Below are 17,401 nucleotides of genomic sequence, written 5' to 3' on the forward strand. Positions count from 1 at the left end.
GACTGATTGTCGGGGAAACCCATGGTGCCGGTGGTCGGACTCGAACCGACACTCCTTGCGGAACCGGATTTTGAGTCCGGCGCGTCTACCAATTCCACCACACCGGCACGGTCTGGGAAGGAGGCGCAATCTAGCGATGCGCGGGCATTGGTCAATCCGCTTTGAGAAAGAAAAACGCCGCCCCGAAGGAGCGGCGCTTGACGGTGTGATTATACCGGCGAAACCGTCTGTTCGATGGTGCCGAAAATGCTGTGATGTTTGTCATCCAGCATCTCGATGCGGACCACGTCGCCGTGCTTGAGGAAGCCGGTCTGGGCCGCCCCTTGCTGGATGGTCTCGACCATGCGGACTTCGGCGATGCAGCTATAACCCAGACCACCCTCGGCGACCGGACGACCCGGACCACCGTCGGCGTCCTTATTGGATACCGTACCCGAACCGATGATCGTACCGGCGCACAGGGCGCGGGTCTTGGCCAGATGCGCGATCAGGGTGCCGAAGTCGAAGGTCATGTCGACGCCCGCATCGGCCTTGCCGAACGGCTGGTCGTTGATGCTGACAAGCAGCGGGCCGTGCAATTTGCCGTCCTTGAAGCGGTCGCCCAAAGCGTCCGGTGTCACGAATACAGGCGACAGGGCGCTGGCAGGCTTGGACTGAACAAAGCCGAACCCCTTGGCCAGTTCGCCGGGGATCAGGTTGCGCAGCGACACGTCGTTGACGAGGCCGACGAGGCGGATGGCTGACAGGGCCTCCTCGCGGCTGGCACCCAGCGGAACGTCGCCGGTCACCACGACGATTTCGGCTTCCAGATCACAGCCCCACGCTTCGTCCTTGAGAGGGATCGCATCACGCGGGCCGAGGAAACCGTCAGAGCCGCCCTGATACATCAGCGGGTCGGTCCAGAAGGTCGCGGGCATTTCCGCGTTTCGCGCTTTGCGGACCAGTTCGACGTGGTTCACATAAGCCGAACCGTCCGCCCACTGATAGGCGCGGGGCAGAGGGGCGGCCGCTTCGCGCTCGTGGAAGCGACCACGCGGTACGGCTTCGTGCTCAAGGCTCTCGGCCAAGGTGCGCAGCAGAGGCTCGCAACGATCCCAGTCATCCAGAGCAGCCTGAAGAGTGGGGGCGATCAGGAAGGCGTCCGTGTACCAGTTCAGGTCATCGGAAACGACAACGAGGCGGCCATCGCGGCCATGCTTGAGCGATGCGAGTTTCATGGAACAAAGCTAGTCGTAAATGCTGATTTCGCAAACGGATTCTGTCGCCCGTTTGCGAAATCCGGCAATACTGTCCAGCTTGTTCAGTTGATAGGGGCTGAAATCACAGCGCGGGCTTCGGCACCGGTCTGCAATGCAGGATCGCGGACCTCGACCTCGACGACGATGGCGCTGCCTTCGATGCCGTTATCCCAGAGGTATCGGCGTTCGACCTCGACCTCGCGACCGGACGGAGCCATGGCCTCATAGGTGTCGCCCCAGGGGGTGATCTTCTTCATCTCGACGAAGTGGAGACCGCAGGCGGCGTCCAGTTCTTCGAGAGCCATTTCGGACAGTTCGTTTTCGTGGGCCATCGGGGTCATTTCGGTTTCAAAGAGGGCTGCAGATAGGCCCTCCCGCGAAGGAGGGCCAGTGGGCAGCCGACTATTGGCGAACGCTCGGGGCTTCTTCGTCTGCGTAGATTGCCACGCGGGCGGCCGAAGTGCTGGAGACGGTACCGCGGTACATGCCCGATGTGTTCATCGAGAAGGCGACCGTGCCGTCGGGGGCCACCGCGATGACGCCGCCGTCCCCACCCAGACGGCCAACTTCGGTGATTTCCGCATCGCTGGCCTGCTGCAGGGTCTGGCCGCTGGCCGTGCCGTGACAGATGTCGCGGGCGACCGTGGCGCGGATGAAATACTCGCCTGCACCCGTCGCCGACACGGCGCACCCCTCAGCGTTGGACGCATAGGTACCGGCACCGATAACCGGCACATCGCCCACGCGGCCCCAGCGTTTGGCGGTCATGCCGCCGGTAGAGGTGGCGGCGGCAATACGCCCCTGCTGGTCCAGAGCGACGGCACCAACCGTACCGAATTTGCGCTCGTCCAGCGGCGCATCGTTCAGGTTGAACGCCAGAGGTGCCGAAGGTCCGGTGGTGACAGGCTCCGGAGGTGCACCGCGCGGACGGGCCGGCAAGGGCGAGCCCGCATCACGCAAAGCCTTGAGCAGGGCCTGCCAACGGCTCTCGGTGAAGAAATAGGAGGGATCGACTTTTTCCAGACCGACGGAATCGCCGAACACCTCGGCACCTTCCCCGATCAGCATGACGTGGGGCGAACGTTCCAACACCGCGCGCGCAGCACGAACCGGATTGCGCGTGCGTGTCAGGCCAGCAACCGCGGCAGCATTCAGATTGGTGCCGTCCATGATGGCGGCATCCATCTCGTTGCGACCGTCGGAGGTGAAGACCGCACCCTTGCCGGCGTTGAACAACGGATTGTCTTCCAGCACTTTCACGCTGGCTTCGACAGCATCGAGGGCCGATCCACCCGCGGCCAGAACGGCCTGCCCGGCGTCCAGGGCCTGTTGCAGCCCCTGGCGATACAGCGCGTCACGCTCGGGGCTCAGTTGCGCACGCTCGATCACGCCTGCGCCGCCGTGGATGGCCAGTGCCCAACGACTTTCGCTCGCAGCATCATTGGCCATAACAGGCGTGGCCATCAGACCAAGGCCGAGGCCGAGCACAGCGCTTACGACAGACAGTTTCATCCAAAATCCCTCCGTTACCCAGCTAAGCCAGATACGGTGGGAGGGCTGGTTTGTCACCCGCCCTGAGCGATCTCGGACTGGAACTTGGTGCGCACGCGGTACCAGATGCGAAAGCCGATGAAGGGCAGGATGGCGCAGACGAGAGCCACGCACAGCACGGCCCAGAAGCCGCCCTGAATAGCGCGGACGCCAACAAACCAGGCACCCATCATAGCTGTCAGCGGGCTGAGCCAGGGAAGCCAGCGCGGCGTCTGAATGGGCATGGCGAGACTCGACAGCAAAGGTTGGAGATTTCGAGGACGCTTGAACACGGACGCAACCAGACTGGCGGATACTAACAACGTGACGCGCGGGCGGCGCGAAAACGTCGAGCAAAAGCTATGCTGTATAAGGTTAAAGGACAAGATGGTCATACAGCCGCAGTTGGAGGCTCATGCCTCGCGTTTGGGATCACAGGTTGCTAGGGTCGACCTCTTCGCTGCCAAGCCGAGATGAAGATGCTGCGTAAGCTTTATGATTGGGTCTTTTCACTGGCCCGCCATCGCCGTGCCACACCGGCGCTCGCAGCGGTGTCTTTCGCTGAAAGCTCTTTCTTTCCCATCCCTCCGGATGTGATGTTGGCCCCAATGGTTCTGGCCAAACCGGAGCGGGCCTATTTCTATGCGACGGTCTGTACCGTGGCCTCGGTGCTTGGCGGACTGCTCGGCTATCTGATCGGCCATTTCCTCGAGCCCGTGGGCATGTGGATGTTGGCCACCATGGGAAAGGCCGAGGCGTTCGAGACGTCTAAAGCCATGTTCCAGCAGCATGGCGCGTGGGTGATCCTGATCAAGGGACTGACGCCGATTCCGTTCAAGCTGATCACCATTTCGGCGGGCATCTTCAAGTTCAATCTGGCGCTGTTCATTGCCCTGTGCGTCTTGACGCGGGGGATGCGCTTCTTCCTGGTGGCATTTGTGCTCAAACGCTGGGGCGAGCCCATGCTGGCCATCGTGGAAAAGCGTTTGGCCCTGTTTACCGTGCTGCTGATCGTACTGCTTGTGGGCGGTCTTCTGGCTGTGAAGTTCGTCCATTAAAGAGCGCTGATGACGGGCACCCAATAGGCGGCTAAGACTGCCCGCTATGAAGGCTCTCTATTCCAATCTGAAACGCTGGTGGACGCTCGTCGCGTTTTTGGTTTCCGGTGCCATGCTGGGTACTGCGCATGCGTTCGAGCGTTTTGGCGGGCTGGACCCCTGTAATCTTTGCCTGAAGCAGCGCGAGGTTTACTGGGCGGCTCTGGTTGTGTCGGGTGCGGCGACCCTGTGGCACCTCATCAGCCGTTCGCGCCGCGGCACTCCGCGCCTTGCGGCTTTCGTGCTGGCGCTGGTGTTCATCACCGGTGCCATCACCGCAGGCTATCATGCGGGCGGAGAGCTGAAATGGTGGGCGCTTCCGGCCACCTGTTCTGCCGGTAATCCGCTGGACGTGGATTTCGGCAATCTGGCCGGTATTCTCGACGGATCGGTCGAGGTGGCTCCGATCACGGGATGCGGCGATATCGCGTGGAGCTTCCTTGGTCTGTCGATGGCGGCGTGGAACTTTGTGGTTTCGATGGCGCTGGTTGTTATGAGCCTGTTGGCGGCGAAGCGTCCTAAAGACGCCCGCGCCCCGCGTAAGTAGGATCCGGATATGACCGACACTCCGCAAAATGTTGCCGAAGCCCGCCGCGTGCCCTTGCCACGTCCAGGTGCCGGTGCCGACAAGCGTCGCATGGCCGAGATCCTGCGGGTCGATCACGCCGGTGAGTTTGCCGCCGTCAACATCTACCGCGCCCAGCGCGCCATCCTTGGTGACCGCGCCGGCAAGGAGAAAATTTCAGGCGATCTGGTCGAGATGGAAGGGCACGAACAGGTCCACCTCGACCGCTTCAACGCCCTTTTGAACGAGCATCAGGTCCGTCCGACCGCCATGATCCCGGTGTGGAAGGTAGCTGCGACGGTTCTGGGTGCGGGTACGGCTCTGCTCGGCGAGAAGGCCGCCCACGCCTGCACCGAAGCGGTGGAGAGCGTGATCGAAAAACACTACGCTGACCAGATTGCCGAGATTAAAGAACGCGATCCGGAACTGGCTGCCGAACTAACGCAGTTTCGCGACGAAGAGTTGATGCACCACGACCATGCGATTGCCCACGGCAGCCGCGAGGCACCGGCCTATCGCCTGCTGAGCAGCGTCATCAAGATCGGCTGCAAGGCTGCGATCAAGATCAGCGAGCGCGTTTAACGGCTGATATCAAACGCCAGCATCAGCGTGCGCTGTAGCGGGTTCTCATTATCGTCCGACAGGATGTAGAGGCGGGTTTTCCCGCCTCTTTTTGTTGCAGCGATGCCTTCGAAATTATCGGTCGTGCCCGGCAGTTTTAGTTCGACCATGACCGGACCAAGCGTGCCATCCTCTGCCATGTGGCGCACACGCGCGCGGGCATCCAGCGGTGGCGCATACGAGCGCTGAACCACCCAATAGCCATCCCCCGATGGATCACGGTCCATACCGGTAATGCGATATTGGCTGTCCTTGAGCGGTTCGGCCGGCGGCAGTTGTACGAGGGTGCAGGTGACGCGCGTGCAGTCCCATATTCCGCCATCCTCGCCCGCGACGCGCCACTGGATATTGTCGCCTGCGGCGAGGGCTTCCATGCCGCCATTCTCGTTGAACGGCCATACCGGACGCGGCGCGCTGACAGGAAGGCGCGGGGCATCCAGCGGACCATAGTTCCAGATGCGGTGATCCCGTTCAAAGCTGACCAGAACCTCGCCATTGGGCAGCACGGCCAGACCTTCCGCATCGCCATCGACCTTTTCGGTAATGGGTGAACCGTCCGTCAGCGACAGTCGGCGGCTGCGGAACTGGTCCAAGCCAATCAACTTGCCCCCATCGTCCAGCTTGATCTGGCCGAGGATCAGATCGCCTGCATCCGAGACCGTCACGAAGCCGTCCTCGCCCACCAGCTTCAGGTCTGACAGGCTACGCAAAGGCGACAGGGTTGGCGTCAGCAGTTGCACCCCGCCCACGAACGTTACGCCGTCGGCCAGAACCGAGCCGCCAATGCCAAGCCCCACCGTGCGGGTGCTGGCGGGCTGGGCCGTCCACGAAGCCGTCGAAGAACTATCAGTCCACGGCTGCGAGGTGATCGCGGCGCTGGCGCAGGCGGCCAGCGTCAGGCAGGCGAGGGCGGACAGATAGAGTTTGCGGTTCATGCTGCTTTGCGTCGGCGGGTCTGGGCGCTGGCGGGATTGGCGTCGAACAGTTCGGCCAGTTTTTCGGTCATCGCACCGGCCAGTTGTTCCACGTCACTGATGGTCAGGGCGCGGCTGTACCAGCGGGTGACGTCGTGGCCGATCCCGATAGCAAGCAACTCCACCGAAGAGGTGTTCTCGATCTCGGCAATGACCTGACGCAGATGTTTGTCGAGGTACAGGGCGGCATTGGCGCTCTGGGTCGAGTCATCGACGGGCGAGCCGTCCGAGATCACCATCAGGATGCGGCGTTGCTCGCTGCGGGCCAGCAGGCGGTTATGCGCCCATTGCAGGGCCTCGCCGTCGATGTTCTCCTTCAGCAGCCCCTCGCGCATCATCAGGCCAAGGTTCTTCTTGGCACGGCGCCATGGGGCATCACCGGCCTTGTAGATGATGTGGCGCAGGTCGTTCAGGCGGCCCGGATTGGCGGGTTTGCCGGCATTGATCCATGCCTCGCGGCTCTGTCCGCCCTTCCATGCCCGGGTGGTAAAGCCGAGGATTTCCACCTTCACGCCGCAACGCTCAAGCGTGCGGGCGAGAATATCGGCGCAGACGGCGGCGACCATGATCGGGCGACCACGCATCGAGCCGGAGTTGTCCAGCAACAGGGTCACGACCGTATCGCGGAAGGCGCTTTCGCTTTCCATCTTGAACGACAGCGGGCTGCTGGGGTCGGTGATGACGCGGGTCAGGCGCGCCGTATCCAGCATGCCTTCCTCGAGATCGAACATCCACGAGCGGTTTTGCTGTGCCATCAGGCGGCGTTGCAGCTTGTTGGCGAGCCGCGAGACGACGCTGCCGAGCGAGGTGAGTTGCTGGTCCAGCATGGCCCGCAGACGATCCAGCTCCATCGGGTCGCACAGGTCCGCAGCGTCGACCACCTCGTCGAACGCTGTGGTGAAGGCGTGGTAGAAATCGACCTTGCGGCCGTCATCCTGCGACTCGTTGCGGTTGGGCTGCGCGCCCTCGCTCAGTTCGGGATCTTCGTCGCCCGGCTCGCCCTCGGCATCGGCAGGACGGCCATCAGGGCGGGTTTGTCGCTCTTCTTCGGCCGTTTGCTCGTCGGCACTGCCTTCCAGCGACTGTCCGCCTTCGGCCTCGCCGTCTTCCTCTTCTTCGTCTTCCTCGGGCGTGTCCTGCTGGGCCTCGTCCGGCTCGTCCTCGCCTTCGTCCTCGGAGTTGTCAGGCGTGTCGGCCGAACCTGCCTCCAAGTCGAGGGCGCGGAGCAAATCGTTCAGGCGACTGGAAAACAGTTTCTGGTCATCAGCAGCAGCGGCAAGGGCGTCGAACTGATCGCCCGCGCGGGCTTCCAGATCGTCGCGCACCTTGTCGAGCATAGCCCCGAGCGCATCGGGGGCGCGGGCCTGCATAATCCGCTCGCGCACCAAAAGGGCGGCGGCCTCGCTCAAGGGAATGCGGTCAGCCTCGGCCCGCAGTGCGCCTGTGCGTTCCAGCCGCGAAGTCAGGGCAGCCCGAAGGTTCGCCCGAACGCCCGCCAGTTTGCGCGCACCGATGGTTTCGACACGCGCCTGTTCGATGGCGTCGAACACCTCGGCGGCGGTGCGGTCCAGCGGTCGCGCCTTGGCGTCGATGGTGGGGTCGTGGTTGGCCAGTTTCAGCGCCAGACGGTCGGCCTGACCGCGCGCCGAGGCACCCTCGTTAGAGGATGGATCGCGCGGCGGATGGGGCAGGGTCAGGACATTGCCGACCAGCTTTGGCCCGTCAGAGGCAAAGTGAACTTCCAGCTCGGGATGTTCGGCAAGCGCCCGCGCGGCATGCGCCAAGGCGCGCTTAAATGTTTCCTGCGGTGTCTCTGGTCCGGCCATGCGCCATACATAGACGATGCCGCGCGCGGGAGAAGAGGCAAACGCTGTTTGTCCGACCTTCGCCCGAAGCCGGTCCTATTTCAGGCGGACGTTCAGGCCGTTGCCCGCAGACTGCACCACCTCAAAACGTTTGGAGGCCTTGATGAGCGAGGACAGCTTGGCGAAGCCATAGCTGCGGTGGTCGAAGTCGGGATAGGCGTTTCGCATGCGGTTGCCGATCAGGCCTAAGGCCACCCATCCGTCGCCGTCGTCATCGGCATCATGCATGACCTTGATGATCAGGTCTTCGGCAGCCTTGAGCGGGCGACGGGCGGGTTTGTCTGCAGATGGCGCAGGCTCTGTCTCTGCCCCCTCAAGTGGCTCCATCAGGTTTTCGAGATAGATGAAACGGGTGCAGGCCTGACGGAAACTCTCGGGGGTCTTCTGCTCGCCAAAGCCGTAAACCGGATAGCCCTGCTCGCGGATGCGGGCGGCGAGACGGGTGAAGTCGCTGTCGGACGACACGAGACAAAAACCGTCAAACCGTCCTGAATGCATCAGGTCCATCGCATCAATGACCAGAGCAATATCACCGGAGTTCTTGCCTTTGGTGTTCTGGAAATTCTGCTGCCACTGGAGCGCCCATTGCGGCAGGATCGACACCCAGTTGCGCAGGGCGGGGCTGGCCGCATCGCCATAGATGCGCCGTGCGGACGCTTCGCCTAGAGAAGCGATCTCGGCAAACAGGCCATCGGCGACCTTGGACGAGGCGTTCTCGGCATCAATCAGGACGGCAAGTCGCATCGGGCGGGTGTAGGGGATACGGGCGTCGTTCATACGCCGACAGTAATCACGCCACACATAACGATGAAATAGAAAAGGGGCCGACCTTTCGGTCGACCCCCTTGAATGCTTAGCGAAGGTGCAGGGTTTACTGGACTTCGCGAACCTCTACCGGAATGCCGAGGCTTTCCAGTTGCGGCTTCACCTTTTCAGCATCGCCAACCACGACCCAGACGAATTTGGACGGGTCGAGCAGGCGACGAACCGCAGCGTCCATCTGTGCTGCGGTGGTGCTGTTGGTGCGCTGTGCGATCGTTTCCTGATAGTTGTCAGGACGGCCGTACAGGTCGTTGCTACGGAGGGCACCGAGGATCGAACCGGCGGTTTCGATCGAGCCCGGCAGGGAGCGCGTTTCGCCCAGAATGGTGCGCTGGTGCTCCTCGGCCTTCACGCCTTCCGCAGTCAGGAAGTTGTTATACTGGTGCATCAGCGCCTGAATGGACTCGCCCGTGCGGTCGGCCTGAACCGGCGCAACGATGGTGTAGGGCGAAGCCCCTTCGTACGGGTTGAACATACCCCGCACGCCATAGGACCAGCCCTTGGTCTCGCGCAGGTCGGCGTTGATGCGGCTCAGGAAGTCGGTGCCGACAACCGTATTACCGAGGTTGAACGCCAGATTGTCGTCCTTGCCGGTAACCGCCAGGACCTTGCCGCCATAGATGATCGATTGCGGCGATTGCGGGCGGTTGATCAGTACGATCTTGCCTTCGCCTTGCGGAATGCTGGCCGGGAAGGCCTTGTTGCCCTTCGGAGCCGATGGCGCAGTCCAGTCACCGAATGCGGCGTTCAGTTGTGCGGTGATTTCCGACAACGGCAGATCCGACACGACGAACAGCTTGGCATTGTCAGGACGGATCCATTGCTGGTGCTGCTGGACCAGATCGTCACGGGTGACGGCAGTTACACCGGCCTCGGTGCCCGAGCCCGGACGGGCGTAGGGGTGGCCTTCGCCGTAGATCAGCGGGGTGAAAGCACGCGATGCGATGGCTTGCGGCTGGGTCTTTTCGCTGGCCAGACGGGCCAGACGCTGGGCGCGCAGACGCTCGACCTCGCTCGGGGCGAAGGCCGGATTGCGAACAACATCCGACAGCAGCGTTAGCGACGGGGCCAGATTGGTGCTGATGGTCGACAGGCTGGCGACCGAGCGGTCCATGCTGTTGCTGACGCTGACCGATGCGCCCAGACGCTCCTGTGCCTCGGCCAGTGCCTTGGAGTCGCGGGTGGTCGTGCCTTCCTGCATGACGTCGGTCATCAGGGTCAGGGCACCGGGCTTCTCTGCGCTGTCGGCCGAGATACCGGCGTTGAACTCCAGCGACAGACGCGTAACCGGCACGCTCGAAACCTGCGCATAGACGACTTCAATGCCGTTCGACAGCGTGGCGCGCTGAACATCGGGGAAGTCCAGATTCTTCACTTCGCCGATCTGCGGGGCCGGATCACGCGCAACGCGCTGGATTTCGGCGGCCGGCGTCGGGGTGGCACCCGACGGAGCGGCTGCCGCCTCGGTATAGGCTTCGCGTTCACCCGGCAGAATGATCTGGTTGTAAACCGGACGGGTCAGCCAACGTTGCATCGCATCTCGCACCTGCTGCGGCGTGACCGCGGCCAGGCGCTGAAGCTCGGTTTTGTAATAGTCCGGATCGTTGGCGTACAACTGGCCCTCGGCCAGAGTGGAGGCCTTGCCGTTGGTCTGTTCCAGACCCTGAATGCGGCGCGAAACAGTTTGGGTGACAACACGGTCGATCTCGTCCTGCGTCGGACCTTCGGTCATCAGGCGCTGGAACTCTTCGTCGATGCGCTTGGCAACGGCTTCGTGATCCTGACCCGGTTTGACCGTGGCCGAATAGGAGAACATGCCCACGCGCTGGAAGGCTTGATTGCTGGCCGAGACGCCCGATGCGGTCTGGTCGCCACGCACCAGAGCATTGTCCAGACGCGAGCTGCTGAGGCCGCCCAGGACCGAGGCGGCCACCGTCAGCGGCGCGGCGTCGGCATCAAGCATGCCTGGAACAGCCCAGTAGCGCGAGACACGGGCTTGGGCCACGCGGTCATGCAGGGTCTGGGTCACCGGTGCAGCCAGCGTTGGTACGTCGGCTTCCTTCGACGTGTTCACCGGACCGGCAGCGATGTGGCCGAAGTATTTGTTCGTGAGGGTACGGGCCTGCGCTTCGTCGACGTCACCGGCCAGAACGATGATGGCGTTGTTCGGGCCGTAGTTGTTGATGAACCACTGGCGCACCGTTTCCATGCTGGCGGCATCAAGGTCGGCCATCGAGCCGATGGTCGAGTGACGGTACGGGTGCCCTTCAGGGAAGAGGTTTTCGAGAACCGAATAATAGGACAGGCCGTAAGGCTGGTTGTCGCCCTGACGTTTTTCGTTCTGGACGACGCCGCGCTGCAGGTCGAGCACCTCCTGGCTCACCTGACCCAGCAGGTGACCCATGCGGTCCGATTCAAGATACAGCGTGTATTCCAGAGCAGGGGTCGGCACCGTCTGGAAGTAGTTGGTGCGGTCAAACCAGGTCGTACCGTTCAGCGCGGTAGCACCTGCGGCCTGTACGGCCTGAATGTGCGATTTCGGGCTGTTTTCCGAACCGCCGAACATCAGGTGCTCGAACAGGTGGGCAAAGCCGGTGGAGCCCTTCGGCTCGTCCTTGGAGCCGACGTTGTACCAGACGCTGACCGCCACCACGGGCGCCTTGCGGTCTTCATGCACGATTACCGTCAGACCGTTATCCAGTTGGAAGCGCTTCCACGGAATATCGACACGGGCCAGCAGTTCGGAGACAGGCGCGCCACGCAGTTCCTGTGCCTGTGTGGCCGTGGCGGCAGAGGCGGTGGTGTTGGCCAGAGCCGCAACGGGAGCAGCTCCCACCATCAGGGCAGCAATCGCAGCCGAGGTAACGAGACGACGCATGGTTGATCCTTTGCGTTGAAAATGTGTCGCGACCTTACCTGCCTCTCGGTTCGCTGCAATGCGACTCCGTGAACCTTTCTAAAAGTTCATGAAGCGCACCCGCGACCTATGGATAGTTTGAGGATCAAACTAAATTGGCTAAAAATCTCCAATGAGTTCAAACCCTGACAGTGTACGCGCCCGTTTCGGGATCCGGTTTTCTATTGTCGCCCGTCGCTGGAGGCAGGAGTTGGAGGCAGCCCTTGCCCGCGAGGGCCTGACCGACGCGACGTGGGCACCCATGATCCATCTGGACGAAAGCGGCGGCGGCCTCCTGCAAAAGGAATTGGCCGAGCGCGTGGGCATCGACGCCTCTACGCTGGTGCGGTTGCTCGACATTCTGGAGCAGAAGGGCTGGACCGAGCGCCGGACGGACCCTTCCGATGCGCGGGCACGTCGCGTCTATCTCACGCACGCAGGGCAACGTCAGGTGCAGCACATTCGCTCCATCCTGCTGCGGACCGAGACGAGCCTTCTGGACAGTCTGGGGGACGCCGAAATCATAAGCGCGCTTGAGGCGATTGACCGCCTTGATGCGCGCCTGATCGCGGCTCGTCTGGCCCGCAAGGAGGCCGAACAATGAGCGACCGTGTAGGACGGCGCGAAGCCGCCCGCCTTTTGATGTCGCGCCGCCAGTTTGCCGAAAGCGCGATGGTCGTGCGCCCCCAAGGTCTGCGTAACAGTATCCTTGCCGGTTTCCAGGCGGCTTTGACGGTCGCCATTGCCCTGCCGTTAGTGCAACTATCGCCGTGGTCGGCGCTGCTGGGTTATGCCTCGCTGGGCGCGTTGGTGGCCCTGTTCGGGCGCTTCGCACCCAAGGCGCGGCGCAATGTGGTCGTAGTTTATGCGGCGCTGTGTCAGGTCTCTTCACTGGCCATCATGTCGATAGCCAGTCTGGCAGGTGTGCCGACAGCGGGTCTGCTGTTGGTACTGGCGCTTCTGGGGGGCTTGTATTTCATTGCCTCGACCGTGGGGCGCTTTGGCCCCCCCGGCCCGCTGATTTTCATGTTCTCGGGCATGGCAGGCATGAATGCTCCAGCCAGCCTGCAGGATCTGGGGTTGCGGGTGTTGATGGCTTCGGCTGTGGCCACGTTGGCCATCGTGGTTTGCGCCGTGACCGAAGCGTTGCGCGCCAAGGAAGATGTCGCCGGACCCAGCCAGCGCTACAGCGTGCGTCAACAGCTACAGCCTCTATGGCCCACTGCTGGCCGTATTGCCGGCGGCGCATTGATTGCCGGCTGGATCGCCCATGCCGTGGGCGTAGCCCATCCGGGTTGGGCAGCCATGGGGGCGGTAGCCGTGCTCCAAGGCGTGCATCTTCACGTTACCCTCAACCGCGCACTCCAGCGTGTAGCAGGCACTGTCATCGGTGCCGTGCTGATCTGGATCATCCTGTCCCAGTCGCCATCGGTGTGGGCAGGCATCGCCCTGTTGTTCCTGTTGCAATGGATGACGGAGGCGGCGATCGGCTACAATTATGCGTTGGGCCAGATGTTCGTGACCCCGATGGCGTTGTTGATGACCTATCTGGCGTCGCCTGCCACGGCCGGGGCGGAAATGGCACCGGAGCGGGTGTTGGACACCTTGTTAGGCGCGGTCATCGCCGTCGTTCTTGCTGTGATCTTCTCGACCGGCCACGACCGTCGCGAACTGGCCAAGCGCCACGTACGCATATCAGCCTAGCTAAAGAAAAAGCCCCGGCCTTTCGGTCGGGGCTTTTGTCTGGGTGCCGGGGACGATCAATCCTCGTCCATCTTGAGCGCGGCGATGAAGGCCTCTTGCGGGATCTCCACCTTGCCGAACTGGCGCATGCGCTTCTTACCGGCCTTCTGCTTCTCGAGCAGTTTCTTCTTACGGGTGGCGTCGCCGCCGTAGCATTTCGAGGTCACGTCCTTACGCAGCGCGCGAACAGTTTCGCGGGCGATGATCTTGCCGCCGATCGCTGCCTGAATCGGAATGACGAACATGTGCGGCGGGATCAGTTCCTTCATCTTCTCGACCATGCCACGACCACGCGTTTCGGCGCGTGCACGGTGAACCAGCATCGACAGGGCGTCAACCGGCTCGGCGTTGACGAGGATGCTCATCTTAACGAGGTCGCCTACCTTATAGTCGGTGATCTCGTAGTCGAACGAGGCATAGCCCTTCGAGATCGACTTCAGGCGGTCGTAGAAGTCGAACACCACTTCGTTCAGCGGCAGCTCATAGACGACCATGGCGCGCGAGCCGACGTAGGACAGCTCCAGCTGGTTGCCGCGACGGTCTTGGCACAGCTTGATCACGCCACCGAGGTATTCGTCCGGCGTCAGGATGGTGGCCTTGATCCACGGCTCGGCAATGGTCTCGATTTGCATGACGTCCGGCAGGTCAGCCGGGTTGTGCAGGTCGATCTCGGTGCCGTCGCGTAGGCCGATCTTGTAAACAACAGACGGGGCGGTCGCGATCAGGTCGAGGTTGAACTCGCGGCTCAGGCGCTCTTGGATGATTTCGAGGTGAAGCAGGCCAAGGAAGCCGCAGCGGAAGCCGAAGCCCAGAGCCGCCGAGGACTCCATCTCGTAGGTGAAGGACGCGTCGTTCAGACGCAGCTTGCCGATGGCGGCGCGCAGGTCTTCAAAGTCTGCGGCGTCGACAGGGAACAGGCCGCAGAATACCACCGACTGGACTTCCTTAAAGCCCTTGAGCGGTTCAGCGGTCGGCTTCTTCTCGTCGGTGATGGTGTCGCCGACAGCGGCGTGCGCCACTTCTTTGATCTGTGCGGTGATGAAGCCGACTTCACCCGGACCAAGCGCCTCAACAGGGGTATTCTTGGGCAGGAAGACGCCAACGCGGTCGACCAGGTGGGTCGTGCCGTGTTGCATCATCTTGACGCGCATACCGGCCTTCAACACGCCGTCGAAGACGCGGACCAGCAGCACAACGCCGAGATAGGGGTCGTACCACGCATCGACCAGCATGGCCTTCAGCGGAGCATTCGCATCGCCCTTGGGTGCCGGCAGGCGGGCGACGATACCTTCGAGCACGTCTTCGATGCCGATACCCGACTTGGCCGAGCATTCAATAGCGTCAGAAGCGTCCAGACCGATCACGTCCTCGATCTGGGCCTTAACGCGCTCGGGTTCGGCAGCGGGCAGGTCGATCTTGTTGAGGACCGGAACGATCTCGTGGTTGTTGTCGATAGCCTGATAAACGTTGGCCAGGGTCTGGGCTTCGACGCCTTGCGAGGCATCGACTACCAGCAGCGAGCCTTCACAGGCAGCCAGCGAGCGCGAGACTTCGTAGGCAAAATCGACGTGACCGGGCGTATCCATCAGGTTCAGGACGTAGGTTTCCCCGTCCTTGGCCTTATAATTCAGGCGCACGGTCTGCGCCTTGATGGTGATGCCGCGCTCCTTTTCGATGTCCATGTTGTCGAGCACTTGCTCGGACATCTCGCGCGCGGTCAGGCCGCCGGTAAACTGGATCAGGCGGTCAGACAGCGTCGATTTGCCGTGGTCGATGTGGGCGACTACGGAAAAATTCCGGATGCGTTCAATAGGAGGCGTCGTCATAGAGCGGCGCTTAGCATCGCCAGCGCCTAAAGGCTACTTCCACGATCATTGGCCGGGGGATCACGGTATCCAAACCTAGCGAATCCGGCGTTCACCAAACCTGATAACTCCAAATTAAGCTCGCTGCGCCCTACTGTAACGCTGTTATTTGGAGTTTCCCCCCATGCTTCGAATAGTTCCCGGCAAACGTCGGTCGCGCCGCGGCTCCGTTGCTGTTGAATTTGCTCTTGTTTCCCCGATCCTCATTTTGATGTTGATCGGCATGATCGTCTATGGCGGCTGGTTCTGGCTGGCTCACTCGGTCCAGTCTCTGGCCTATGAATCCGCACGGGCTTCGCTCGGCGGCCTTGATGCAGCGGAGCGGCGCCAGCTGGCGCTCGATTTCGTTGCCGCGCGTGGTCCACAAATAGGTGTGCCTGTCTCCGCCTCCAGCGTAGCTGTCACCAGCGACAATCAGGTGGTGCAGGTCAGCATCAACTATGACGTCAGCAACCATCCCATTATGGCCCTGCGTGCGCTGACGGTCGCGCCGCCCCAGAATATCAACCGCGAAGCTGTGGTGCGTCTGGGAGGCTACTAATGTGGCTTTCCCGCCTTAAGCCGGAGATATTCGCCAAGGATCAGGAAGGCGGCGTGGCGATTATAGTCGCCGCGGCGTCCGTGCTGATCGTCATTCTGGCTGCGTTGGCGGTTGATCTGGGCTCGATCGTGCTTAAGGCGCGGACGGTTCAGGGCGCGGCAGATCTGGCCTCATTGGCCGCAGCGCGCTATCTGCCCAAGGCGCAGGCCGCCGCGACTGCGACCGCCAAGGCCAACCTAGGCAACGACATTACGGTCCAGACGACGGTCGGTGTTTATGTCGGTGATCCGAACATCAAACCCGATCTGCGTTTCACCGCAGGCGGTACATCGCCCAATGCGGCTCGCGTCGTCATCAACGACCGTGCGAAACTGTACTTCGCCCGCATCATGGGCTTCCATTCCGCCCCAATCACCCGCCAGTCGACAGCAGCCCTGCCTGGCTCCAAGCCTTCGGCGGTCTTCTCTATCGGCTCGAGATTGCTGAGCCTGAACCGCGGGATTTTGAACTCGGTCCTGACGGGACTTTTGGGCTCGAACATCAATCTGAACGTCATGGATTACAACCGTCTCGTCGGGGCGGATGTGAACCTGCTCCAGTTCGTCGACGCTCTGGCGGTAAAGCTGGGCGTTGAAGCTGGCGACTATGATGCGCTGCTGGCGCACAATGTGACGACGGGGCAGTTGCTGGATGTGCTCCGCGTCGTTGCCGATGATGATGACAAGGCCGTTCTGGGATCGATTACCGGTGCGCGGCTGAGTGTTCCAATCAAGGTCTCGGACATTCTGGGCGTCGATGTGGATGCACGCGATGGTCTGCGGCGCGCCTTGAATGTCGATGTGTCGGCGCTGGATATTCTGATGGCGGGGCTGGAGACGGCCAATGGCAACCGACAACTGGCGCTCAACTCCGACGTCAACGCCATCTTGGCGGATGTGAAGGTCAAGGTCGCGATAGGCGAGCGCCCCAACCAGTCCGCATGGATCACGGTATCATCGGGCCAGACCCCGATCATTCGCACCGCCCAAACGCGCGTTTTCGTTCAGGCCAAGACCAAGAACCTTGTGCCCGAACTGTTGGCGGCCGACCTGCAGCTGTTTGCCGAAGTCGCTTCTGCCGAGGCGAAGATCGCAGACATCCGGTGCAGCGCGACCAATCGCGTTGACGTGGACGCCCGTCCAGGTCTGCTGCGGGTGACCGTCGGCAATGTGACCAATCCGGGTGACTTCAGCGACTTCAAACGCCCCATCTACACCGATGATCTGACCATCGCCGAAGTCCTTCTCCTGCCGCTGAAGATTTATGCCAACGTCGAGAGCAAGGACCGGACGTGGCAGAGGCTACAGTTCAATGCGACCGAAATCGCGAAGCACACGCCCAAAACAGTTCGGGCCAAAGAGATAGTCGGTAGCCTACTGAACAATCTGACCAGCCAGTTGAAGATCAGCTTCCTCGGCCTGCAACTGGACTGGATTGTGAAGCTGCTGACGCCGCTGCTGACGCCGATCGGCTATCTGCTGGATGCGATCCTGAACCCGCTGTTGAGGGTTTTGGGGATCGGTCTGGGTGAAGCGGACGTGCGCGTGCTGGGCGTAAACTGCCCCGGTGGCGTGGGCGGCATTCCCTATCTGGTAGGGTAATAAA

Annotated in this window: 16 protein-coding genes and 1 tRNA gene; 7 read left to right on the forward strand and 10 right to left on the reverse strand. The window is 62.0% G+C overall.

Going from position 1 to position 17,401, the window contains the following annotated elements:
• Positions 1–22 precede the first annotated feature (22 nt).
• The 5 genes from LOX95_RS03145 to LOX95_RS03165 all read right to left on the reverse strand — a co-directional run bounded on the left by LOX95_RS03145 (position 23) and on the right by LOX95_RS03165 (position 3,013).
• Positions 23–107: transfer RNA gene (locus LOX95_RS03145), tRNA-Leu, on the reverse strand.
• A 102-nt stretch (positions 108–209) separates the two neighbouring features.
• The gene (locus LOX95_RS03150; RefSeq protein ID WP_242912983.1) at positions 210–1,217 is read right to left on the reverse strand and encodes a fumarylacetoacetate hydrolase family protein; all 1,008 of its coding nucleotides are present in this window, start codon (positions 1,215–1,217) and stop codon (positions 210–212) included.
• An 83-nt stretch (positions 1,218–1,300) separates the two neighbouring features.
• Positions 1,301–1,570, reverse strand: coding sequence for a hypothetical protein (locus LOX95_RS03155; RefSeq protein ID WP_242912989.1), 270 nt, complete (start codon positions 1,568–1,570; stop codon positions 1,301–1,303).
• A 70-nt stretch (positions 1,571–1,640) separates the two neighbouring features.
• The gene (locus LOX95_RS03160; RefSeq protein WP_242912990.1) at positions 1,641–2,750 is read right to left on the reverse strand and encodes an isoaspartyl peptidase/L-asparaginase family protein; all 1,110 of its coding nucleotides are present in this window, start codon (positions 2,748–2,750) and stop codon (positions 1,641–1,643) included.
• 53 nt (positions 2,751–2,803) lie between these two features.
• Positions 2,804–3,013 (reverse strand): hypothetical protein, encoded by a 210-nt coding sequence (locus tag LOX95_RS03165; RefSeq protein ID WP_242912992.1) that lies wholly within the window; start codon positions 3,011–3,013, stop codon positions 2,804–2,806.
• A 234-nt stretch (positions 3,014–3,247) separates the two neighbouring features.
• Here LOX95_RS03165 and LOX95_RS03170 point away from each other — a divergent pair, with 234 nt between their 5' ends.
• From LOX95_RS03170 to LOX95_RS03180, 3 genes are read left to right on the forward strand one after another with little or no spacing between them, the layout of a single operon-like run.
• Positions 3,248–3,826 (forward strand): YqaA family protein, encoded by a 579-nt coding sequence (locus LOX95_RS03170; RefSeq protein ID WP_242912993.1) that lies wholly within the window; start codon positions 3,248–3,250, stop codon positions 3,824–3,826.
• Between the two features lie 46 nt (positions 3,827–3,872).
• The gene (locus LOX95_RS03175; RefSeq protein WP_242912994.1) at positions 3,873–4,412 is read left to right on the forward strand and encodes a disulfide bond formation protein B; all 540 of its coding nucleotides are present in this window, start codon (positions 3,873–3,875) and stop codon (positions 4,410–4,412) included.
• 9 nt (positions 4,413–4,421) lie between these two features.
• Positions 4,422–5,012, forward strand: a complete 591-nt coding sequence (locus LOX95_RS03180) for a demethoxyubiquinone hydroxylase family protein (protein WP_242912995.1) — start codon at positions 4,422–4,424, stop codon at positions 5,010–5,012.
• Here the strand turns inward: LOX95_RS03180 and LOX95_RS03185 are convergent.
• From LOX95_RS03185 to LOX95_RS03200, 4 genes are all read right to left on the reverse strand, one after another.
• Complete coding sequence (locus LOX95_RS03185; protein ID WP_242912997.1) at positions 5,009–5,986, reverse strand: esterase-like activity of phytase family protein; 978 nt, start codon at positions 5,984–5,986, stop codon at positions 5,009–5,011. The two genes, LOX95_RS03180 and LOX95_RS03185, sit on opposite strands and share 4 nt — an antisense overlap.
• Positions 5,983–7,851 (reverse strand): cobaltochelatase subunit CobT, encoded by a 1,869-nt coding sequence (cobT, locus tag LOX95_RS03190; RefSeq protein WP_242912998.1) that lies wholly within the window; start codon positions 7,849–7,851, stop codon positions 5,983–5,985. Before cobT ends, LOX95_RS03185 begins: the two co-directional genes overlap by 4 nt.
• 75 nt (positions 7,852–7,926) lie before the next feature.
• A complete protein-coding gene (locus LOX95_RS03195; protein WP_242913000.1) occupies positions 7,927–8,667 on the reverse strand; it encodes an NYN domain-containing protein in 741 nt (246 codons plus the stop codon).
• A 94-nt stretch (positions 8,668–8,761) separates the two neighbouring features.
• The gene (locus LOX95_RS03200; protein WP_242913002.1) at positions 8,762–11,590 is read right to left on the reverse strand and encodes a M16 family metallopeptidase; all 2,829 of its coding nucleotides are present in this window, start codon (positions 11,588–11,590) and stop codon (positions 8,762–8,764) included.
• Between the two features lie 151 nt (positions 11,591–11,741).
• Here LOX95_RS03200 and LOX95_RS03205 point away from each other — a divergent pair, with 151 nt between their 5' ends.
• Both LOX95_RS03205 and LOX95_RS03210 read left to right on the forward strand, forming a co-directional pair.
• Positions 11,742–12,212 carry a MarR family winged helix-turn-helix transcriptional regulator gene (locus LOX95_RS03205; RefSeq protein ID WP_242913004.1) on the forward strand — a complete coding sequence of 157 codons (471 nt, stop codon included), beginning with the start codon at positions 11,742–11,744 and terminating at the stop codon, positions 12,210–12,212.
• A complete protein-coding gene (locus LOX95_RS03210; protein WP_242913005.1) occupies positions 12,209–13,312 on the forward strand; it encodes an FUSC family protein in 1,104 nt (367 codons plus the stop codon). Before LOX95_RS03205 ends, LOX95_RS03210 begins: the two co-directional genes overlap by 4 nt.
• Positions 13,313–13,368: 56 nt before the next feature.
• Here the strand turns inward: LOX95_RS03210 and lepA are convergent, their stop codons facing one another.
• Positions 13,369–15,177, reverse strand: a complete 1,809-nt coding sequence (gene lepA / locus LOX95_RS03215; protein ID WP_242913008.1) for a translation elongation factor 4 — start codon at positions 15,175–15,177, stop codon at positions 13,369–13,371.
• Between the two features lie 250 nt (positions 15,178–15,427).
• On the opposite strand from lepA, the gene LOX95_RS03220 reads away from it, so the two are divergent.
• Positions 15,428–15,757 (forward strand): pilus assembly protein, encoded by a 330-nt coding sequence (locus LOX95_RS03220; RefSeq protein ID WP_242913010.1) that lies wholly within the window; start codon positions 15,428–15,430, stop codon positions 15,755–15,757.
• Complete coding sequence (locus tag LOX95_RS03225; RefSeq protein WP_242913012.1) at positions 15,757–17,397, forward strand: TadG family pilus assembly protein; 1,641 nt, start codon at positions 15,757–15,759, stop codon at positions 17,395–17,397. The genes LOX95_RS03220 and LOX95_RS03225 overlap by 1 nt, the downstream gene beginning before the upstream one ends.
• Positions 17,398–17,401: the final 4 nt, after the last annotated feature.

The sequence above is a fragment of the Brevundimonas pishanensis genome (genome assembly GCF_022750635.1).
Classification (GTDB): Bacteria; Pseudomonadota; Alphaproteobacteria; order Caulobacterales; family Caulobacteraceae; genus Brevundimonas; species Brevundimonas pishanensis.